Source organism: Brevibacillus fluminis (genome assembly GCF_003710825.1).
GTDB classification, from domain to species: domain Bacteria; phylum Bacillota; class Bacilli; order Brevibacillales; family Brevibacillaceae; genus Brevibacillus_D; species Brevibacillus_D fluminis.
In genome coordinates this window covers 111,015-130,985 of record NZ_RHHQ01000007.1, presented here as the reverse complement: position 1 = coordinate 130,985, position 19,971 = coordinate 111,015, and the positions used below count along the sequence as shown (strand labels likewise).

General features: G+C 52.4%; 20 protein-coding genes and 1 other annotated feature. Of the genes, 5 read left to right on the top strand and 15 right to left on the bottom strand.

What is annotated here, in order from left to right; genetic code table 11:
* Positions 1 to 7: 7 nt before the first annotated feature.
* From mtnK to pheS, 8 genes are all read right to left on the bottom strand, one after another.
* Positions 8 to 1,213 (bottom strand): S-methyl-5-thioribose kinase, encoded by a 1,206-nt coding sequence (gene mtnK, locus EDM56_RS07485; RefSeq protein WP_122917276.1) that lies wholly within the window; start codon positions 1,211 to 1,213, stop codon positions 8 to 10.
* Between the two features lie 18 nt (positions 1,214 to 1,231).
* A complete protein-coding gene (locus EDM56_RS07480; protein WP_122917275.1) occupies positions 1,232 to 1,894 on the bottom strand; it encodes a class II aldolase/adducin family protein in 663 nt (220 codons plus the stop codon).
* Positions 1,895 to 1,947: 53 nt separating this feature from the next.
* The gene (locus tag EDM56_RS07475) at positions 1,948 to 2,736 is read right to left on the bottom strand and encodes a DeoR/GlpR family DNA-binding transcription regulator (protein ID WP_122917274.1); all 789 of its coding nucleotides are present in this window, start codon (positions 2,734 to 2,736) and stop codon (positions 1,948 to 1,950) included.
* A 206-nt stretch (positions 2,737 to 2,942) separates the two neighbouring features.
* The gene (gene larB, locus EDM56_RS07470; protein WP_122917273.1) at positions 2,943 to 3,782 is read right to left on the bottom strand and encodes a nickel pincer cofactor biosynthesis protein LarB; all 840 of its coding nucleotides are present in this window, start codon (positions 3,780 to 3,782) and stop codon (positions 2,943 to 2,945) included.
* Positions 3,775 to 4,647: an ATP-dependent sacrificial sulfur transferase LarE gene (larE, locus tag EDM56_RS07465; protein WP_183192338.1), complete on the bottom strand. Its 873-nt coding sequence runs from the start codon at positions 4,645 to 4,647 to the stop codon at positions 3,775 to 3,777. The genes larB and larE overlap by 8 nt, the downstream gene beginning before the upstream one ends.
* A 128-nt stretch (positions 4,648 to 4,775) precedes the next feature.
* A complete protein-coding gene (zapA, locus tag EDM56_RS07460) occupies positions 4,776 to 5,048 on the bottom strand; it encodes a cell division protein ZapA (RefSeq protein WP_122917272.1) in 273 nt (90 codons plus the stop codon).
* 109 nt (positions 5,049 to 5,157) lie between these two features.
* Entirely contained in the window at positions 5,158 to 7,578 is a 2,421-nt protein-coding gene (gene pheT / locus EDM56_RS07455; RefSeq protein ID WP_122917271.1) for a phenylalanine--tRNA ligase subunit beta, read from the bottom strand.
* 16 nt (positions 7,579 to 7,594) lie between these two features.
* Positions 7,595 to 8,629 (bottom strand): phenylalanine--tRNA ligase subunit alpha, encoded by a 1,035-nt coding sequence (pheS, locus tag EDM56_RS07450; protein WP_122917270.1) that lies wholly within the window; start codon positions 8,627 to 8,629, stop codon positions 7,595 to 7,597.
* A gap of 44 nt (positions 8,630 to 8,673) precedes the next feature.
* Positions 8,674 to 8,908 (bottom strand) — a binding site (T-box leader).
* Positions 8,909 to 9,010: 102 nt separating this feature from the next.
* Here pheS and EDM56_RS07445 point away from each other — a divergent pair.
* Positions 9,011 to 9,748 carry a DUF2225 domain-containing protein gene (locus EDM56_RS07445; RefSeq protein WP_122917269.1) on the top strand — a complete coding sequence of 246 codons (738 nt, stop codon included), beginning with the start codon at positions 9,011 to 9,013 and terminating at the stop codon, positions 9,746 to 9,748.
* Between the two features lie 29 nt (positions 9,749 to 9,777).
* Here the strand turns inward: EDM56_RS07445 and EDM56_RS07440 are convergent, their stop codons facing one another.
* Positions 9,778 to 10,596: a TrmH family RNA methyltransferase gene (locus tag EDM56_RS07440; RefSeq protein WP_122917268.1), complete on the bottom strand. Its 819-nt coding sequence runs from the start codon at positions 10,594 to 10,596 to the stop codon at positions 9,778 to 9,780.
* A gap of 3 nt (positions 10,597 to 10,599) precedes the next feature.
* Positions 10,600 to 11,253 (bottom strand): potassium channel family protein, encoded by a 654-nt coding sequence (locus tag EDM56_RS07435; protein ID WP_122917267.1) that lies wholly within the window; start codon positions 11,251 to 11,253, stop codon positions 10,600 to 10,602.
* Between the two features lie 142 nt (positions 11,254 to 11,395).
* On the opposite strand from EDM56_RS07435, the gene sspI reads away from it, so the two are divergent.
* Entirely contained in the window at positions 11,396 to 11,629 is a 234-nt protein-coding gene (sspI, locus tag EDM56_RS07430) for a small acid-soluble spore protein SspI (protein ID WP_122917266.1), read from the top strand.
* A 49-nt stretch (positions 11,630 to 11,678) separates the two neighbouring features.
* Here sspI and EDM56_RS07425 read toward each other — a convergent pair whose 3' ends face one another.
* The 5 genes from EDM56_RS07425 to EDM56_RS07405 all read right to left on the bottom strand — a co-directional run bounded on the left by EDM56_RS07425 (position 11,679) and on the right by EDM56_RS07405 (position 16,267).
* The gene (locus EDM56_RS07425) at positions 11,679 to 12,758 is read right to left on the bottom strand and encodes a M42 family metallopeptidase (protein WP_122917265.1); all 1,080 of its coding nucleotides are present in this window, start codon (positions 12,756 to 12,758) and stop codon (positions 11,679 to 11,681) included.
* A gap of 14 nt (positions 12,759 to 12,772) precedes the next feature.
* Positions 12,773 to 13,132, bottom strand: coding sequence for a DUF1294 domain-containing protein (locus EDM56_RS07420; RefSeq protein ID WP_122917264.1), 360 nt, complete (start codon positions 13,130 to 13,132; stop codon positions 12,773 to 12,775).
* A gap of 1 nt (position 13,133) precedes the next feature.
* Positions 13,134 to 13,757: a DedA family protein gene (locus tag EDM56_RS07415; RefSeq protein ID WP_122917263.1), complete on the bottom strand. Its 624-nt coding sequence runs from the start codon at positions 13,755 to 13,757 to the stop codon at positions 13,134 to 13,136.
* Positions 13,758 to 13,874: 117 nt separating this feature from the next.
* Positions 13,875 to 15,662 carry a B12-binding domain-containing radical SAM protein gene (locus EDM56_RS07410; protein ID WP_122917262.1) on the bottom strand — a complete coding sequence of 596 codons (1,788 nt, stop codon included), beginning with the start codon at positions 15,660 to 15,662 and terminating at the stop codon, positions 13,875 to 13,877.
* 98 nt (positions 15,663 to 15,760) lie between these two features.
* Positions 15,761 to 16,267, bottom strand: coding sequence for a MogA/MoaB family molybdenum cofactor biosynthesis protein (locus EDM56_RS07405; protein WP_122917261.1), 507 nt, complete (start codon positions 16,265 to 16,267; stop codon positions 15,761 to 15,763).
* A gap of 160 nt (positions 16,268 to 16,427) precedes the next feature.
* On the opposite strand from EDM56_RS07405, the gene EDM56_RS07400 reads away from it, so the two are divergent.
* The 3 genes from EDM56_RS07400 to EDM56_RS07390 all read left to right on the top strand — a co-directional run bounded on the left by EDM56_RS07400 (position 16,428) and on the right by EDM56_RS07390 (position 19,953).
* On the top strand, positions 16,428 to 17,774 hold the full coding sequence (locus EDM56_RS07400) for a TrkH family potassium uptake protein (protein ID WP_122917260.1): 1,347 nt from the start codon (positions 16,428 to 16,430) through the stop codon (positions 17,772 to 17,774).
* Positions 17,775 to 18,073: 299 nt separating this feature from the next.
* A complete protein-coding gene (locus tag EDM56_RS07395) occupies positions 18,074 to 19,006 on the top strand; it encodes an ABC transporter ATP-binding protein (protein ID WP_246009300.1) in 933 nt (310 codons plus the stop codon).
* On the top strand, positions 19,003 to 19,953 hold the full coding sequence (locus EDM56_RS07390) for an ABC transporter permease (RefSeq protein ID WP_122917259.1): 951 nt from the start codon (positions 19,003 to 19,005) through the stop codon (positions 19,951 to 19,953). The genes EDM56_RS07395 and EDM56_RS07390 overlap by 4 nt, the downstream gene beginning before the upstream one ends.
* Positions 19,954 to 19,971 lie beyond the last annotated feature (18 nt).

The window sequence follows — 19,971 nt, the reverse complement described above, 5'->3', positions numbered from 1 at the left end:
CCTTCCTTCATCTCGCTGTATCGATGATTGCAAGTATCGCATCAATGCCTGTTGCCTGCTGGCGCCCTTTAATCAACGCCGCGCCGATCGCGAGCGCCTGTTTTTGTGCGGCTACCCTCATCTCGGTATTCGCGATCGTATCGATGTCCGCCACATGTGCCAGCCCGACAATGCGTCGGATCATTTTGCAGCCAGCAAAACCGATCGCATCCTGCAAAATTTGTTGGATATACCAGTCATAAAATCCTGCCGTTTTGGCCATCGGCTCTGTCGTTTCCGTCTCGTACAAGCGGCGGAATTCCGCCTCGAAATACAGCCACATTTCCTCGATCGTCTGCAGCAAGTAGCTGCGGTACTCCACTGTCTGCTGCGAATCCACCCGATGGCCTGGCTGTGCGCAGTAGCTGAGCAGCAGATTCGCCAGCATCGCCCCGACATCAAAGCCAATCGGACCATAGTACGCGAATTCGGGATCGATCACCTTCGTCCCCAAATCAGTCACCATCACGCTGCCCGTATGCAGGTCGCCATGCACCAGCGTCTGTGCTTTTGTGACAAATGCGTGCTTGAGAATGGCCACTTCCCGCTTGAGCGCTTCATCCTGCCACAAAAAAGGTTCGACAAAGTCGCGAATTTCACCCGGAATATTGTTGGACGGTGCATCCCAGTACGGATCGGTGAAGACCAAATCTTCTGTAATCTTGCAAAGCTCAGGATTGTGGAATTGAATCTGACGCGCTTTTTTCTCAACCGGATTCATATAAAGATCGGAGGAGTAAAACAGTGTGCGCGCCATGTAAATGCCGATGTCGCGGGACAGATTCCCGTAACGCTTGCCCGCGATCAAGCCTTTGCGCAATATGAGGTGATCGTGCAAATCTTCCATGACGATCAGCGCCTGCTCCTGATTGAAGCTGTAAACCTCCGGAACAAGCCCGGGACACGCATCTGCAGCCAGCTTGAGCGCCAGCGCCTCGATGCGGGCCCGATCGAGCGACAGCGGCCAATCTCCTCCTACGACGCGGACATAAGGCAGCGCCTGCTTGAAAATAACGCTTTTGCCGCTCTCACTATCTTTAATGCGAAACACGTAATTCAAATTGCCGTCACCGATCTCCTCGGCATGCAAGCTAGCTGACGAAGGGAAGCGATCCGGCAGCTCCTTCGCATACGCGATCGCTTCCTCGGTGGAAAACGCACGATATTGTTCCACGCTTCTTCTCCCCTAACTCTATGGCTTCAGCGGATTTTGGCCGTACCTCGTCGCGTAAATCTCATGCAAAACCGGGATCTCCTCATCGTTGAGGCGAATCGCCCGTTTCCCTGCCATGAGGCTGAACATGTAAATTTTGGCTGCCTCTTCCGTGTCGACTGCGATCAAAAATGCTTTTTGCAAATCTTTACCGGCACAAACCACGCCATGGTTTTGCAGAAGCGCCGCCGGCTTGTCGCCCATCGCAGCTACCGCGACGTCACCGAATTCCGGCGTCCCGAACCGCGCATAAGGAGCTACAGGAATCGGACCGCCCGCAATGGCCGCTACTTCCGCCAGGATGACCGGGATCGGCTCGCCCATCGCGGCAAGCGCCGTCGCGTACGTGGAATGCGTGTGAAAGACGGCATTCACATCCGGCCTGCTCTGATAAATTTTGATGTGCAGCATTTTTTCGCTAGATGGACGGCGGGTGCCATCCACCACCTGTCCCTCCAGATCGATGAGCGTGATGTCTTCCGGTGTCAGCTCATCGTAGTCCATGCCGCTCGGCGTAATGGCAATCGTATTACTTTCACGGTCGATAGCGCTTACATTTCCGGAAACGCCTACTGTCAGCCCCGCTTTGTACATTCGTTGCGCATACCGCAATACATCCGTTCGCATCTCTTGTAATAACATGTTGCACCCCTTACTCGCTTATTTTCTGAGCATCAGTTTTTCATGCTCATGTATCAGTCTGTGAATATGATCGGGATCTCCCGGTCTAAGAACGGTTCCCGGATCTCCTGGCTTAATCGTCCATCTGTGATGATGGTGCTCACCTGATCGAATGGGCAGACGTTGGAAAAAGCCACTTTGTTGTATTTGCTTGAATCTAACAAGGCGATCGCTTCTTTTGAGCGGGAAATCATCACTCGTTTCATGCTGATTTCGAACATGTTGGTGTCGGTGATTCCGTTGACGGGATGGATGGCATTGCTTGAGAAGAAGGTCTTGGTGAAGTGAAAGTTTTGCAGGAACGATTCGGCGAGCGGCCCGACAAAGGACGTGGCTTCCTGGCGCATGATGCCGCCGCACATGATTAAGGTGACATTCGGGTATAGGTGGACAGCGTTCGCCACCAAAAGGCTGTTGGTCACAACGGTCAGATTGGGGATATCGTACAGAAGCTTGGCCAGCTCGGCGACTGTTGTGCTCGCATCCAGCGCGAGGATGTCTCCCTCCTGAATGAACGATCGCGCCTTTTCCGCGATGATCCGCTTTTCTTCCAGCTGTTTGGTCTTTCGTTCCTCTACGTTCAAATCGCGGCCGGTTTCCTCGATGATGAGCGCCCCTCCATGGGTGCGTTTCACCATTTCCTTGCGCTCCAGCTCCTCCAAATCTCGTCGGATCGTCATTTCCGAGACATTAAACAGCTGTGCCAGCTCGTTCACTTTGGCCGAGCTGTTTTTTTGCAGGTGCTGGTAAATCCCCTTCTGCCGTTCAGCTGGAAAGAGCAAGCTTTGTGTGGTGGAATCCATACGTTCGGTCTTCCTTTCCGCTGTTCATTTCTGTTCATTGATGTTATTTTGTGTGAATATTAGTTATTTTATGTCATTATATCGATCGTAAATAAAAAAAGCAAGCCATTCTTTTGGCTTACTTTTTGTTCTACAGATAATAATTTATCAAATTCTTATCAAGTGCAACCGTGGCTTAAGCCAAAACCATGGCGTAGCCAGGTTTTCTAAAAATCGGTTTGTCTATGGATCATGCCAGCCATATAGCCTGCACCGAATCCGTTGTCGATATTGACGACCGCAATGCCGGTCGCACAAGCGTTCAGCATCGACAGAAGAGCTGCCATGCCGCCGAAATTAGCGCCGTACCCGACACTCGTCGGCACTGCGATCACCGGCTTGTCGACAAGCCCGGCCAGCACGCTGGCAAGCGCACCTTCCATCCCCGCCACGCAAACGATAGCGGCGGCTCCTCGGATTTCTTCCAGGCGAGCAAAAAGGCGATGGATGCCTGCCACACCAACGTCGACGATCACCCGCGCCTCGCTACCCATGGACCGGACCGTCCACGCCGCTTCCTGTGCCACCTGCCAGTCAGATGTTCCCGCTGCCACAACTGCGACATAGCCACTTCGCTCCGGCTCAAGCGGGCGTCTGCTCCAGATGGCAACGCGCGCGTCCGCATAGTATACTACATCGCTTTCGCGCTCGAGCAAGAGCTCGGCTTGCTCCTGTGATACACGGGTCGCTAGTACAATCTTTTGCTCGCTGCGCAATGCGCGGAAGATGGCGCAAAGCTGCTCTGCTGTTTTCCCGGCGGCATAAATCACCTCGGGAAAGCCGGTTCGCTGCTCGCGCCCGTAATCAAGCGTCGCGAAATCAAATGTTTCTCGGTCAACCGTTTTCGTTCGATCGACACCATCTGTTCGATCGTGTTCATCTTTGCGAATTTGCCTGGCTGTAGGCGGCCCTACTTCCGCTGTCAGCCCTCTAATCAGCCGCTCCGCTTCTTCTACGCCAAGCTGCCCCTTGCGCACCTGCTCCAAAATGTCCGTCATCTTAGCCATTGTTCGTTTTCACAGCTCCACTAAGCACCGCATTCATGCTGCCGGTTTGATAGCCGAACAAATCCAGTGTGACATATTGGAAACCGATCTCGCGCAGCACCCGGTCGATATCCGCACGTTTGGCCAACAGCATCGGGATATCATCAGGCATGACCTCGATGCGAGCGATCGTGTTATGATGGCGTACCCTCACCTGGTGAAATCCGAGACTCAGCAAATAGCCCTCGGCTCGGTCAATCTGATCGATTTTTTCCAGAGTTATGGCGGAGCCGTACGGAATGCGCGAGGACAGGCAGGCGAACGACGGCTTGTTCCACGTAGTCAATCCGAGCTCACGAGACAGTGTGCGAATCTCTTCCTTATAAAAGCCAGCTTCCTGCAGCAGGCTGCGTACTCCGCGCTGTGCTGCTGCGATTCGTCCGGGGCGGTAATCGCCCAGATCGTCCATATTGGCGCCGTCGCAGATCGTGGCCCCCCAATCGTTCTTTACTGCCAACTCGCCCAAATGCTCATACAGCCCGTCTTTGCAGTAAAAGCAGCGGTTGACTGGATTCGCCACGAAGTTAGGGTTCTCCATCTCGCGAATCTCAGTCTGATGCCAGCGAGCGCCGAGCGCTTCAGCCAACCGCTTCGCCGCCTCGAACTCCCGCGTCGGAAACGTCTCAGACGCAGCTGTGACCGCAATCGCTTGTGCTCCAAGCTCCTGCACCGCACGCGCCAGCAAAAAGGTGCTGTCAACGCCCCCGGAGAACGCGATCACGACCTGTTTCTGTTCGTGGAGCAGCTGCCCAAGCAGCGCATCCTTTTCCTGTAGCGTGAGCCGCTTCGCTGATGCTATCAGCTGTTCTTTCGTCCATGTCGACACGCCAAACCGCCTCCCGTTCCTCCCGCTCCCTATCCGTTGCACGGGATTTTTGCTCTCTTTTTTTGATATGTGAAAGAACAACCCTTCATTCACATGAACAACTGTGAAGAAGGGTTGCCGCAGGTTCGTTATTTCGATTGTCCTTTGCCGTCTGCCTGGAGGATTTTCAGCAGCTGTTCGTACTCTTGCTTCAGACGCATGTATTCGTCAGCCATGTTTACTGCAGCCAAAACGGCGATTTTCGCTGTATCCAGTCGAGTATTCCCTTGGCCAATCTCATTCATTTTGTCATCCACATAACCGGCAACCATCCGCATATGGCTCACATTGGCACTGCCACTCAGCCGATATTGCTGACCGTAAATCTCTACCGTTATGCGATTTTTCCCCGCTTCCTGCACGCAGGTTTCCTCCCAACTACACAAGACTACAACCGTGTTCCTTTAAAACTACCGAAATTGGGTACGCTCGTCAAGAATTTCCTCGTGAAAAACGCGCTGGAACTACAAACTACATCCGCAGCTCTGCGCCGAGTTGTTCCTTCAGCACTTCGATCACTTTTGCCGTCGACTGCTGCACCTCTTCATCCTGAAGCGTACGCTCTGCATGGCGGTACACCAGGGAGAACGCCAAGCTTTTCTTGTCGGACGTGATCCGCTCGCCTGTGTACACGTCAAACAGCGTCACCGATTCGAGCAAATCGCCGGACTGTTGGTGAATCAGTTCGGTCAGGCTCGCCGCTGGCACCGAACGATCGACGACAAGCGCGAGGTCGCGGGTGATCGCCGGGAACTTCGGCAGTGTACGGTAATCCTTCAGCTCGCTAGCCAAATTGATCAATTTGTCCAGGTCGAACTGGAATACATACGTCGCTGTCAGGTCATAGGCTTTTTCCAAAGCTGGATGCACTTGGCCTACATAACCAATGTTCTCGCCGTTCACCGACACATCAGCCGTACGTCCTGGATGCATGCCTTTTCGGCTGGCTGTCTGTTGGTACGCCACAGCAGCGATACCCAAGTGAGCGAACAACGACTCGACGATACCTTTCAACAGGTAAAAATCGACCGGCTGTTTAGCCCCAGACCAGTTTTGCGGAATCCACTCGCCGCTCACCAGACCGGCTACATAGAGGGGTTCTTCCGGCAGCTTGGTCAGTTTGGTTTCGCTTGTGATGAACACCTTGCCTTGCTCAAAGAAAGCGAGATCATGGTTTTGGCGGTTTTTGTTATATGCGGCCGTTTCCAGCAAGCTCGGGATCAGGCTGGTACGCAGTACGCTGCGCTCTTCGCTCATCGGCATCGCGAGTGGAATCGGCACTGCTCCTGCATGTAGTCCTTCGACCTCATCCACGCGAGCAGGGGATACCAACGCGTACGAAACGGCTTCCGACAAGCCGGATGCCATCAGGTGATGGCGGATGGAGCGGCGGACTTGCTGGGACACCGACAGCTGTCCTTGCGTCGTTTGCCCTTCCATCAGCGAGGTCGGGATGTTGTCATAGCCGTACAGACGTGCCACTTCCTCGATCAAGTCCTCTGGCAGCGTAATGTCGCCGCGTCGCGTTGGCACGGTAACCGTCCATACGTTTTCTGCTACTTCAAACGGGAATTGCAAACGGGTGAAAATGCCGGAAACGTCTTCTGCCGTCAAGCTCATGCCCAAATGCGTGTTCAGCTTGGACAAGGTGACCTTCACCACTTTTGGCTCAATCGTGTTCACGCATACATCGGCGATGCCTACGGACACAGTTGCGCCAGCAAGCTGCTGGATCAAGAGTGCTGCTCGATTGCCTGCAGCCAGGACGCGCGATTGATCCACGCCTTTTTCCCAACGAACGCAGCCTTCCGTACGCATACCCAGCATTTTGGCCGAGCGGCGGATGGAGCGCGGTGTGAAATAGGCGGATTCCAAAATGATTTCGGTTGTCTCCGGCGTGATTTCGGAATTGGCACCGCCCATGATGCCCGCGATAGCCAAACCTTTTTCACGATCCGCGATCAACAGCGTTTCCGCATCCAGCGTGCGCTCTTGATCATCGAGTGTCACCAATTTTTCTCCCGCTTGGGCGAGGCGCACGACGATCTCGTTGTTCGCTACTTCTTTTGCCGTGAAGGCATGCAGCGGTTGGCCATATTCGAGCATCACATAGTTCGTTACGTCGACCACGTTGTTAATCGGACGGATGCCCGTAGCCATCAGGCGGTTTTTCAGCCATTGCGGAGACGTTGCGATCGTCGCATTGGTGAAATGGCGACCAGCATATTGGTAGCAATGATCTCCTGCTTCAATCGATACTTTAACCGGATTGGCTCCGCCGTTTTCGTTCACATTCGTATCCGGCAGCATGACATCGCGGCCCAAAATCGCCGCTACTTCATACGCTACCCCCAGCATGCTCAGGCAGTCAGAACGGTTTGGCGTCAAGCCGAGCTCCAGCACGTAATCGTCCAGACCAAGGTACGAAACGGCATCCATGCCGATTTCCGCATCAGCTGGCAACACGAGAATGCCTTCCTGCTGGTCTTTAGCGAGCAGCTTGTCGTTGATGCCCAGCTCTTTTGCCGAACAGATCATGCCTTGAGACTCGACGCCGCGCAGCTTGGAACGCTTGATTGCGAGACCGCCTGGCAATTTCGCGCCGATCAGCGCTACCGGTACTTTTTGTCCTTTATCCACATTTGGTGCGCCACAGACGATCTGCAAATCCTCGCCCTGTCCCGCATCTACGATACAAACGTTCAGACGATCCGCATCCGGGTGCTTGCTGCGCTCTTTCACATAGCCGACTACGACGTTGGACACACCGCCGTTGCGCGATTCTACTCCTTCTACTTCAATTCCGCTTCTCGTCAACAGTTCAGCCAATTGATCCGGGGTCACACCCGTCAAATCAACATAATCGGCCAGCCAATTATAAGATACTTTCATTCCTCTGTTCTCCTCCCTAGCTCCGGTTGAACTGGCGCAAGAAACGCACGTCGTTCGTATAGAAATGGCGAATATCGTCAATGCCGTATTTCAAAAGTGCGATGCGCTCTACGCCCATCCCGAACGCGAATCCGCTCACTTCCTCAGGGTCATAGCCGCCCATGCGCAGCACGTTCGGATGAACCATGCCCGCACCCAAAATTTCGATCCAGCCTGTTTGTTTGCACATGCGGCAGCCTTCGCCTCCGCACATTACGCACTGAATATCTACTTCCACGCTTGGCTCCGTGAACGGGAAGAAGCTCGGACGCAGACGAATCTGCTGCTTTTCACCAAACATTTGGCGAGCAAATGTGAGCAACGTTCCTTTCAGATCGCTCATGCGGATGCCTTTGCCGACAACAAGACCTTCGATCTGCATGAACTGGTGGGAGTGCGTCGCGTCGTCATCATCGCGGCGGTACACTTTACCCGGGCAAATGATCTTGATCGGGGTTTTGCCTTCCTTTTCCAGCATCGTGCGTGCCTGTACAGGCGAGGTTTGGGTTCTCAGCAAGATCTCCTCGGTGATGTAAAACGAGTCTTGCATGTCGCGAGCCGGGTGATCCTTCGGAAGGTTCAGCATTTCGAAATTGTAATGATCCAATTCCACTTCCGGACCTTCCGCCACCTCGAAGCCCAATCCGATGAAAATATCTTCCGCTTCTTCGATCACGCGGGACAGCGGGTGCATGGTGCCCACGGGCACCGGACGTCCTGGCAGCGTCACGTCAATTTGCTCGGAAGCCAGCTTTTGCGCCAATACGGCTTGTTCCAGCTCCTCTTGCTTGGCAGAAAAGGCCGTTTCCAGCGCTTCACGCACTTGGTTCACGATTTGCCCAACCAAAGGACGCTCTTCAGCGGACAAGCTACCCATGCCGCGAAGAATTTCGGTCAAATCACCCTTTTTGCCCAGATACTTGACACGCAGCTCTTGCAGCTGCGTGCCTTCCGTCGCACGAGCGATCTGCTCAAGCGCCGTTTGCCTCATTTCATTCAATCTGGTTTGCACTTCCATCTCTCCATTCTGCTTAAAAATACAAAAGACCCGCCCCAATAAGGGACGAGTCGTTGCTCGCGGTACCACCCTAGTTAAACAATCGTGTTGTTTCACTCAGTTGATTGGTAACGGAATCACCCGAAAACTCCTTACTTTCCTGAATTACAGGTTTCGGAAGCCTACTCCGGAGGGAATTCCATAGGTATAGCGATAGAAGTGCTTCCAGTCAACGACACTTCCTCCCTGCAAAAGCCATAGTTCCTATGTACTAGTCTCCATCAATGCTTTATGCTATAACTAACTTGTGAGAAATTATATCGCAATTCAGCTATTCATGCAAATATGATCAGAAAAAACAGGCATAAACTACTACATACATAGGGGGTGGCCAGGATGGCCATCAATCTCGACGCACTTTTTGACCGAAAATGGACATGCCACGCTTGCGAAACGACGTTCGTTTCCCAACGGGTGCGCAGCAATCAGCTTCAATTGCTGAAGCGGGATTCCGACTTTTGCACCCATTACAAAGAGCAGCGCCTCAATCCGATCCTCTACACCGTTACCGTGTGCCCATCTTGCGGCTACAGCTTTACCGACCAATTCAGCAATTACTTGCCGCCTCACGTCAAGAAGCGCATCCAAGACAACATCACAAGCAAATGGACGCCGAAGGAATTTGGCGGGATTCGCGGCTATGAAGAAGCGATCGCATCCTACAAGCTGGCGATCTACACTGCGATTTTGAAAGAGGAAGCCTATTGCGTCAAAGCGGGGCTGTATTTACGATTGGCATGGCTGTATCGCTTTGTGGACAAACCGGAGGAAGAACAGCGCTTTCTCCAACTATCCGTGGGCGAGTACGAAAAATCGTTTACCCACTCCGATTTTGTTAACAAGGACAAAGACATGTCCGAAACACGCATGCTTTATTTGATCGGCGAACTGATGCGCCGCATCGAACAATATGACAAAGCGATCCTCTATTTCTCCAAAACGGTCGAAATGAAAAACCGCACCATTGAGTCCGGGATTATCAATATGGCGCGCGATCAATGGTCTGTCGCTCGTGAAGAGTATAAAGCAAAAAAAGCGGCTTCTCTGGAGATGAACGAAGCGCAGAGCAGCTGATTGCCTGCTCTGCGCTTTTTGGTTTCTTCTTATTCTTTCCGCTGGCGGCGCGCTTCATACAACATGATACCGCAGGCAACCGCCGCATTGAGCGATTCCGCAGCTCCATACAGCGGAATGTGGACATGGGTGGTTGCGAGTCGGCTGATTTCCGGTGAGACGCCTCTCCCTTCATTCCCGATGACGATCGCGATGCGGCCGTCGTAGACAGGCTCATCGTACGCGACGCTGCCGTCGTGAACGGACGTTACCAAAAGCCGCGTCCCCATCGCACCGAGCTCCTCACAAGCCGCTGGCAGTGGCAGACGGAACAATGGCAGACGGAAAATTGCCCCCATCGTCGCACGCAAAACTTTCCCGTTATACAGATCCACGCTGTTTTCGCCGACGACAATCCCGTCGATGCCAGCCGCTTCCGCCGTGCGGATGATCGTTCCCAGGTTGCCCGGGTCTTGCAGCTCGTCGAGCATCAGAACGACAAAAGCGGAGCCTGCCTGCTCGTATTTCTGTTTCCACGCCTGCCAGTCAACCGAATGCTGGCTTACCTCGGCGACGATGCCTTGTGGAGATTTGGTCTCCGACAGCTTGGCCAGCACTTGTTCTGTGACGGCTATCCGCTTTAACGGCCTGTCATAGACACGCAGTGACGCTTCACATGCAGGATCGATGCCCCGGTCCATATCATAGATGACCGTTTTGACCGCGGCCCCGGATTGAAGCGCCTCTTCTACAAGGTGAACGCCCTCAACCAAAAATGTGCCGGACGCCTCCCTGCCTTTTCGATTCAACAATTGGTGCAACCGCTTGATTTGCGGATTATGTATGGACGTGATCATCTCTTGTTCCATTGTTTATGCTTGCTCCTCGAATTCCTTTAGGTCCAAATTATGTCCGATGACGACAAGGACATCGTTACGCTCAATCATCTGATCGGGACGCGGTGCGATATTGAAACGATCGTTGCTTTTGATCGCGATGATGTTAACCCCGTATTTTGCACGTACATCCAGCTGGCGAATCGTTTTACCGAGCATGCTGGGCGATGCGGCCACTTCTGCCACGCTGTAATCTTCCGCCAACTCAATGAAATCCAGTACGTTTGCCGAGATCAGGTTGTGGGCAACGCGCACGCCCATGTCGCGCTCCGGAAAGACAACCCGGTCTGCGCCGACTTTGTACAGTACTTGCCCATGTCGCTCGTTCTGTGCCTTCGCCACAATTTTTTTCACACCCAGCTCTTTCAAGATGAGGACCGTCAGGATGCTTGCCTGGATGTCTGCACCGATCGAGACGACCACGACGTCAAAATTACGGATACCGATTTCCTTCAGCGCCATCTCGTCAGTGGAATCAGCCGCAACCGCGTGGGTCACGTATTGGATGTTTTCATTGATTCGCTCTTCATCCTCATCGATCCCCATTACTTCATAATCCATCTCATATAACGTCCGGGCCACGCTTGAACCAAAGCGTCCCATCCCGATGACGGCAAATTGCTTCGACATGCTTTCCACTCCTTGTTTTCCCAGTAGCTTGGGTGCATTATAACATACTTCCCATCCCTCATAATAGCAGGTATGAAGCCACCCGTGCCAACGAATACTACTCATGCGTGAACGACCCTAAAGAAAGAAGGGAGCTGAAGGCATGAACATCAACTCGTTGAATTTGCGTCAAGCCATCATGTACAAAATGCAGGGTTCGGATTCAAATGCTGTAGAGGATACGATCAGCGACGCCATCTCCTCCGGCCAAGAAAAAACGCTGCCTGGACTCGGTGTATTGTTCGAGGTCCTGTGGCAAAACAGCGACACATCGCAGCGTCAGCAAATGGTCAGCACGATAGCGTCGCATATTCCGCAGACCTCTTCTCCGGTATAAACGAAACAAGAACGTTAAAGGAGCAGGCATCATACCTGCTCCTTTTGCTTTATTCGTATGTTCTCAGCTTCTCCACGGTTTCGCGGTCAAGACGATTGAGTACTGCCACGATGAGCTTCACCAAATTTTCATAATCGTCATAGTGAATGATCGAGGCGTGGCTGTGAATGTAGCGCGCCGGTACGGAAATCGCTAAAGACGGCACACCGTTGCCTGTCGTATGCATCGGTCCAGCGTCTGTGCCACCCCCTGGAATTGTCGTCAACTGATAAGGGATGCCTTCTTCGACTGCAGTATCCATCACCAGCTGCAACAGCCCTTGATGGGCGATCATTCGCGCATCGTATAGGCACAGCTCAGGGCCTCCGCCCATTTTCGTATTGGCTTGGTTCCGGTTGATCCCAGGGGTGTCGCCAGCGATGCCGACATCGATTGCAAATGCGATATCCGGCTGGATTAAGCGAGCTGCTGTGCCCGCACCGCGCGTCCCTACCTCTTCCATAACCGTCGCGATTCCGTAAACGGTATTCGGGTGTTGTTCGGTCTGCAGTTGCTTGAGTGCATCGACGACAACTGCGCAGCCCATCCGGTTATCCCACGCCTTTGCCATTAGCAGCTTTGGATTTTTCATGACGGTAAACGGGCAAACAGGAATGATCGCGTCCCCAGGCCGGATGCCAAACTCTTCCGCTTCCTTCTTGTTAAACGCGCCTACGTCGATAAACATGTCTTTGACCTCGACCATTTTCCGACGCGCTTCCAATGTCATCAAATGAGGCGGCACAGAGCCGATCACCCCATCGACAAAGCCATCCTTCGTCTGAATCTGGACGCGTTGTGCCAAAACGACATGCGCCCACCAGCCACCCAACGGCTGGAATTTGATGTAGCCGTCCTCGGTAATTTGGGTCACCATGAATGCGACTTCGTCCAAATGTCCAGCGATCGCAATTTTCGGTCCATCAGCTATACCGGTTTTCTTGGCAATCAGGCTGCCGAGATTGTCATGAAGAATTTCGTCGGCGTAGGGCTCAACATAGCCCCGCATAATTCGGCGAACTGCCCCTTCTCGGCCAGGCGCCCCCGGTGCCTCCGTCAATTCGCGAAACATCTGCAATCTTTGATCCATCCTGACACTCCCCTTCATCCTAAGTAACGGTAAGCCGCGATCGCGACCACGAATTGCACGATAAGAAACGCTGGTACGCCGTACTGAAATTTTGCATGCTGCGTCTTGTGCCGATAGGTTTTCATCCCGATCAGCATGCCAAGAGCGCCGCCCAGCGCACTGACTGTCATCAGACTGCGTTCGGGTATGCGGAACGAGCCCGCCTTTGCCGAGCGTTTATCCGTCCCTGTCAACCAAAAAGCGTACAGATTCAGCAAAAGGAAGCCACTCCATATGTATGAGGGTTGTGCTGTAAATAATCCGAAAAGCAGGATCGCCCAGCAGATCACAAGCACCAGGTTGCGGTTTCGGCCATGGGTTTTTATTTTGCCCATGTTATTCCCCCTCGATCTTGCACGATTGTTTGCCCAAGAAAATCCGGCGGATGATGAAAATGATCACGATCAGGATAATGATGATCCCCAGCGCAATGAACCCGTATTTGCGGGTCAAGGCAACCACCATTTCCATGTTTCGTCCAAAGAAATGACCGACAAAATAAAAGCCTGCTGTCCAGACTAACCCGGTCGTATAGGAGTAGAGCGCATAGCGGCGGTAGCTCATCCCACCCATCGCTACAATATAGGGAACCACATGCCTGACTACAGGAAGCAAATAACTTATGCAAAGGGAGAAGGTGCCATACTTCTCGATCAATGATGAAGACTTTACGATATACGCATGCATCTTGGGTTTTCGGGAAAGGCGGCGCAGGATTGGCTTCCCGAACCACCTGCCCAGCAGATAACCGATCGTCAGACCGGAAGCGACTCCGAAATACCCCGCCAAGAAGGCATAGAGAGGGTAGAGGAGCCCTCGCGATGCGAGGAATCCTCCGGCAGCCACCACCAGCTCATCTGGAATCGGCAACCCGACAATTCCCAGCCAGAGCATGAAAAACAAGGCTAGATAGCCATATTGTTGAATGATCCCCAAGAGCATATCAAGACTAAAGTCCATTGTGTTACCTTCTCCTTATCCATCACCATAACATGGATTAATGTCAGGACAATAACGGGCGTTCGTTATTGCGTTGCTAGTAGAAATACGTTTATTCGTTCAAAAGGTTTCTCACAGCTACCGTGACATCCCTGCATGGCGATCAACAAGCGAGACGCAAACAAACGTGTTGTCGCTCTCTTGCAGATACGGATAATAGACGACAAGGGCATAATCCCCCTCGATAACCTCGCCATCCTGCAGCCAGCGCTCAATGTCAAATGAGACACGAGCCATCATCGTATGCTTGGCATACTCCTTTTCTTGAGCCGCGTGCTCGGCAAAATCGGCGCGCAGACGAGCCGACTGCTCCACAACAAGCTCATGAACCGTCTGCAAATCTTTCTTATCCACTGGATCGTTCCACCAAATTTTGCGCGGACGGTGTTTTGCATTCAGCAAATAGTCGAATTTCAGCAGGCTTTCCACATGTGCGAATTCGTTCGTTTGTCGATTTCCGAGGAAATAATGGATACGACCGAACAAATCCTCCAATTGGTGGCCCAGTCGATTCCAGCCTTTCTCTTCCCAAAAGTCACCGAACTCCTGGAAAAAGTCGAACGGTGTCTCAAAGCTGCGCGACACCAGCCATTCGAGGGCATGGTCCATCCGGTGGGCATTCCAATACTTCTCCAAAATGTCTTCCACGCGCTTGATCCGTTGCATTTCGTCAAACGAAAGCACATTGTTGCCTAAAATTTCGTACGGCGCCTCGTCCATATAAATGTAGCCATGATTGGCAGCGCGCGCCCGCACGCCTGTCCCGCGAAGCATTTTCAAAAAGCCAAGCTGGAGTTCTTCAGGACGCAGCGCAAACACGTCGTTGAACGTTTTGCGGAACGACTGGTAGTCTTCCTCCGGCAATCCTGCGATCAAGTCCAAGTGCTGGTCAATTTTGCCGGACTCTTTGATTTTCGTTACCGTGTAGCTCAGCTTGTCAAACTTTTGAATCCGCTGAACGAGGCGGTTTGTCGCATCATTCGTCGACTGTACGCCAATTTCGAAACGAAACACGCCAGGAGGTGCATTCTCAGCGAGAAAATCAACGATATCCGGTTTCAAAATATCGGCCGTAATCTCGAATTGGAACACGGTCCCATTATGGTTATCAATCAGAAACTGGAAGATTTCCATCGCATATTTTTTGTGGATATTGAACGTACGATCCACGAATTTAATCGTTTTGACCCCGTGCTTGATCAAACGCATCAAATCGCGTTTTACTCGATCAATGTCGAAATAACGCACGCCATCCTCGATCGAGGACAGGCAGTATTGGCATTTGAACGGACAGCCGCGTGACGCCTCGAAATAAACGACACGATTGTTCAGCTCCGGCAAATCCTCTTCAAACGGTGATGGGATCGTATTCAGGTCGCCAATCTGCTCGCGCGGTGCGGAAAAGCGGACATGCTCGCCTTCCCGATAAGCCAGGCCAGGGATGGAGCCCCAGTTCGGCTTTTCTCCACTTTCCTTGCAGCGGGCCAGCTCCTGGCAAACCTCCAGGAACGTTACTTCCCCTTCACCGAGCACGATCGCGTCGATGTCTGCCTGCTTTTTCAGCCAATGATCGGCATCATAGGTGACTTCCGGTCCACCGAAAATGATCGGCACGTCCGGCATAATTTTTTTCAAGATCGCGATGACGTCGAGCGTCTCCCGGATGTTCCAGATGTAACAAGAGAACGCCACGACATCCGGCTTGCGCTTGTGGATATCGCCCGCAATCGTTAGGGTCACATCGTTAATTGTATATTCAACTAGCTCTACTTGCGGAAAATACGGTTTGGTATAGCTGCGCAAATAGCGCAAAGCCAATGACGAATGGATAAACTTGGCGTTCAAGGTGGTAAGCAAAATGTTCATGGCAAATCTCCTCGTTTGATCTAACAATTCATTATAACAAAAGAGTCGCCGGACCGCCAAACATAGCTTGGATTTCTCCCCCTTGACGTTTTTGTCTTCTATTTTCGCAGCTCTCTTACCACATGGCCCAATTCCGGCAATATCAGGCGCGTCATCGCCAACCTCACGGCACCAGTAGAACCCGGCACGGAAAAGACGCCTTTCTCCTGATAGGTGCCTGCAATCGCACGGCTCAAAATAGCAGCGGAGCCGATATCCTCGGTAAAGCTAAGCATGCGAAAAATTTCACCGAAGCCCGGCATTTCTTTTACCAATATACCTTTGACTGCCTCTAACGTCGTATCCCGCTTGGCGATTCCGGTCCCGCCATTCAGCAAAATGACCTCCACGCCCTCTGTCTTTGCCCCGCGCTTGATCGCCTGCACAATCGCTTCCGCTTCATCCTTGACAATTTCATAGCTTCTGCACTCGTGTCCCGCTTCCGCCAGCAGCTGCTTCATCAGTTGGCCGCTCTTGTCTGTCTCCTCGGTGCGAGTGTCTGACACAGTAATGACCTTGCAGCCGACCGTTTTCGGGGCCTCTGCCTTATGTTCCGTTGTGCTCATGTCCTTTGCCTCCTCACAAAAAATTCGGTTATTTTCAATTTCGCACTTCTCGGCTATACTTGCGAGATAACTGGGTGCTTTGCGCATTTTTGCCCTGTTACGGAAATACTATTGAAAACGTTATTCCTATTCTTATAACAATGGAGCGTAATGATCAAACATGCTGCGAAAATGGTTAGCCTTTCTTCATCTTGATCCGCCAAAAACGCTTGTCCTTGGGTTTGCGCTCATTATTTTGATCGGTGCTTCCCTTTTGCATTTGCCGATCGCCACCAATGACGGCCAAGGGCTTGTCTGGATCGATGCCCTCTTCACAGCGACATCGGCCACCTGTGTAACCGGACTCGTCGTGGTCGATACCGGCACGACGTTTTCGACTTTTGGCCAAATCGTCGTGATCTCGCTGATCCAGATCGGCGGGATCGGCTTCATGACGTTCGCCACGTTTTTTGCACTGATTTTGCGCAAACGGATTTCCTTACGCGAGCGTTTGCTGTTGCAAGAGTCTCTCAATCACATTTCCATCGAGGGCATCGTGCGTCTGGCCAAAATGATTCTGATCTTTACGGCCTTGATCGAATGCGCCGGCGGCATTTTGCTGTCGATCCGCTTTGCATTTGATATGCCACTTGGCAAAGCCGTATATTACGGATTTTTCCACGCCATCTCGAACTTTAACAACGCCGGCTTTGATTTGATGGGCGATTTCCGCAGCATGACCGACTATGTCGCCGATCCTGTGGTGAATCTCGTCATCTGCTCGCTCATCGTTATGGGTGGGATCGGTTTCATCGTCATGAGTGAAGTCTATGAATACCGCCACACCAAACGCCTTTCCCTGCATACCAAAGTGGTGCTGGCAACCACAGCTGCTTTGATCACCGCTGGAACGATCCTAATCTTCATTTTCGAGTACCACAATCCGAAGACGCTCCAGCCGCTTTCCTTCATGGGTAAGGTTTTCGGCTCGCTGTATCAATCGGTCACGGCGCGCACGGCTGGCTCCAATACGATCAACATCGGAGATATGCAGCATTCCTCGCTTTTCATCATTATCTTGTTGATGTTCATCGGTGCCTCGCCTGGTTCGACCGGTGGCGGTATCAAAACCACCACCTTCGCCACACTGGTCGGCGCGGTTATAGCACAGGCAAAAGGGAAGGAAGACGTGATTTTTTTCCGCCAGCGGATCGTTTCCCAGATGATCTACAAATCATTGGCGGTCACGCTGATTGCGCTCTCGCTCCTCATTGCGGTTACGATGATCTTAACGATTACCGAACAAGGCGCGGATTTCTTGATGATCCTGTTTGAGGCGACCTCGGCCTTTGCAACGACCGGTCTTTCCATGGGTCTTACGCCGCACCTGTCGATCTCCGGAAAAACAGTGCTCGTCTTGACCATGTTCGCCGGGCGGGTCGGGCCGCTCACCATCGCCTACGCGCTGACATTGCGCAAGAAAAAAGAATACTATCGTTATCCAAAAGGAAAAATCACGATTGGATAACGATCAAAAAAGCGCAGATGCTTACGCAAACGCGCTTTTTTTTGTTACCCGCGCTATTTTTCTGAAAAATGGGCCATCCTTGTACTAATGCCTTCAGTATAGTAGAGGAACGATAGGGCGTCCAGTTCCTGTGCAAAGATGAAACATTTTATCATCGTTAGCCGTATTTATAACAGGTACTTCCAAGCGGTGCGAGCTCATTCAGGTTCACAACCCGACGCAGGGAGCGTTTTTTTGGAAAGGAAGGCTGTATGCGTCTAAGCATAGCCGGAAAAAGAGAGAGTTTCGGAGGTAGTTTCATGTCAAATGGATACGCAATGGAATTGCGTCATGTAACCAAAATCATCAACGGAAAACGAATTGTTGACAACGTCTCCTTGACCGTGAACAAAGGGGAGGTGCTTGGCTTGCTCGGCCCAAACGGAGCTGGGAAAACGACAACCATGCGCATGATGGTCGGCCTGTCCGGTTTGACGGAAGGCGATGTATTGATCGAGGGACACAGCATCAAGCAGTCCTATTCACAGGCCATCTCACACGTCGGAGCGATTATTGAAAATCCGGACTTGTATCCCTTTTTGAGCGGTTACCATAACTTGCTCCACTATGCCAACATGATGCCTGGCGGCGTGCCGGCCCGCGACATTTATGCGATTGTCGAGCAGGTCCAGCTGAGCGAGCGCATTCATGACAAAGTCGGCACGTATTCCTTAGGAATGCGGCAGCGGCTGGGATTGGCACAGGCACTCCTGCACAAGCCGAGCGTGCTGATACTTGACGAGCCGACAAACGGCCTCGATCCGAAAGGGATTCATGAGCTGCGCACGTATTTGCGGATGCTAGCTAAGGAGCAGGACGTTGCTGTGCTGATCTCCAGTCACCAGCTCGCCGAAATGCAGTTGATTTGCGACCGCGTCGCCATCATGCAGCACGGCCGATTGGTCGATGTCGCGAGCGTGCATGCCACGGATACAGACGAGTCGCAGCAGCGTGTGGTCCATTTCACCGTCGAACCGCTTGAGCAAGTCCAGCAGCTGTTCCGCGATGAACTGCCGGAGATGGCGCCACAATGGAAGCTGGATGGCTTTACGCTGACACTCGGAAGGGATCATATCCCTGCGCTGGTCGCACGTCTGGCAGCCAAAGGAATCAACATTTTCGAGGTACATGCCGAACAGCAATCGCTTGAAGCCATCTACCTGGAGGTAACAAAAGGGGTGGCTCACTCATGATCAAGCTGATCTCGAACGAATTCATGAAGCTGTTTTTCCGCAGGGGTGTGCTGATCTCCCTTGTCATTTTCGTCGTGCTGACGGTCGGAACGAACATCGCCGTCCAAAGGCTGGATGATGCACTCAACTCGAGAGCTGATTGGCACCAGACTGTGCAAAGTCAGATTCAAGACATGAAAACGCAGCTCGCCTCCTCCTCCGCTCTCACACCCGAACGACGGACTGAGCTGGCAAACGAGATAAAGGCACAGGAATATGCGCTCGCCCACGACATCGATCCGAATCCTGTCAACATCTGGCGTGGCTTGGACAACTCGCTGTTTCTTTCTAGCGTAATCGGCCTGTTTATGGTCGTTTTCGCCAGCGGGATTCTTACCAAGGAATTCGAATGGGGCACGATCAAGCTGCTGCTCACCCGCCCGCCGACGCGGACCAAAATATATATGTCCAAGTTTTTGACGCTGGTTCTGACGGCGGCCGGCATGTACGTCCTGCTGCTCGTAGTATCCTTTCTCACCTCGATGTTTACGTACGGGTTTGCCCAGATGGGACAGCCCATCGTCTCGGTAGGAAAAACAGGCGAAATCGCGCTCACGAGCCCGATTGTCCCCGTGCTTGCCAACGCCGGCTTCCGTTTCATCGAAACTTTCATTTTACTTACCATTGCCTATGCACTGTCCATTTTGCTTGGCAACAACTCGGCAGCAATCGTGATTACACTCGTGTTGAGTGTAAGTGGCGGCCCGCTTAGCTTCTTTGTCGAGCGGTACACATGGCTGAAGTATTATTTGTTTCTGCATGCTGATTTGTCCGGCTATGCGGAGGGCAATCCTCCCGTTCCAGGTATGGGGATCGCCTCGTCACTTTCGATCATCGCTGCCTATTTGCTGATTTTGCTCGTTTCATCGTGGTTTGTGTTCCGGAGACGCGATCTGGCTTCCAAATAGGAGAATAACGCGAAAAAA

Coding starts and splice junctions, on each gene's coding strand:
- EDM56_RS07415 (WP_122917263.1), bottom strand. CDS start 13,757: ATGGACTTTAGTCTTGATATGCTCTTGGGGATCATTCAACAATATGGC.
- EDM56_RS07435 (WP_122917267.1), bottom strand. CDS start 11,253: ATGTCGAAGCAATTTGCCGTCATCGGGATGGGACGCTTTGGTTCAAGC.
- EDM56_RS07400 (WP_122917260.1), top strand. CDS start 16,428: ATGCTGCGAAAATGGTTAGCCTTTCTTCATCTTGATCCGCCAAAAACG.
- EDM56_RS07425 (WP_122917265.1), bottom strand. CDS start 12,758: ATGGATCAAAGATTGCAGATGTTTCGCGAATTGACGGAGGCACCGGGG.
- sspI (WP_122917266.1), top strand. CDS start 11,396: ATGAACATCAACTCGTTGAATTTGCGTCAAGCCATCATGTACAAAATG.
- pheT (WP_122917271.1), bottom strand. CDS start 7,578: ATGAAAGTATCTTATAATTGGCTGGCCGATTATGTTGATTTGACGGGT.
- EDM56_RS07475 (WP_122917274.1), bottom strand. CDS start 2,736: ATGGATTCCACCACACAAAGCTTGCTCTTTCCAGCTGAACGGCAGAAG.
- EDM56_RS07395 (WP_246009300.1), top strand. CDS start 18,074: ATGTCAAATGGATACGCAATGGAATTGCGTCATGTAACCAAAATCATC.
- EDM56_RS07405 (WP_122917261.1), bottom strand. CDS start 16,267: ATGAGCACAACGGAACATAAGGCAGAGGCCCCGAAAACGGTCGGCTGC.
- EDM56_RS07445 (WP_122917269.1), top strand. CDS start 9,011: ATGGCCATCAATCTCGACGCACTTTTTGACCGAAAATGGACATGCCAC.
- EDM56_RS07420 (WP_122917264.1), bottom strand. CDS start 13,132: ATGGGCAAAATAAAAACCCATGGCCGAAACCGCAACCTGGTGCTTGTG.
- larB (WP_122917273.1), bottom strand. CDS start 3,782: ATGGCTAAGATGACGGACATTTTGGAGCAGGTGCGCAAGGGGCAGCTT.
- EDM56_RS07410 (WP_122917262.1), bottom strand. CDS start 15,662: ATGAACATTTTGCTTACCACCTTGAACGCCAAGTTTATCCATTCGTCA.
- EDM56_RS07390 (WP_122917259.1), top strand. CDS start 19,003: ATGATCAAGCTGATCTCGAACGAATTCATGAAGCTGTTTTTCCGCAGG.
- EDM56_RS07480 (WP_122917275.1), bottom strand. CDS start 1,894: ATGTTATTACAAGAGATGCGAACGGATGTATTGCGGTATGCGCAACGA.
- EDM56_RS07440 (WP_122917268.1), bottom strand. CDS start 10,596: ATGGAACAAGAGATGATCACGTCCATACATAATCCGCAAATCAAGCGG.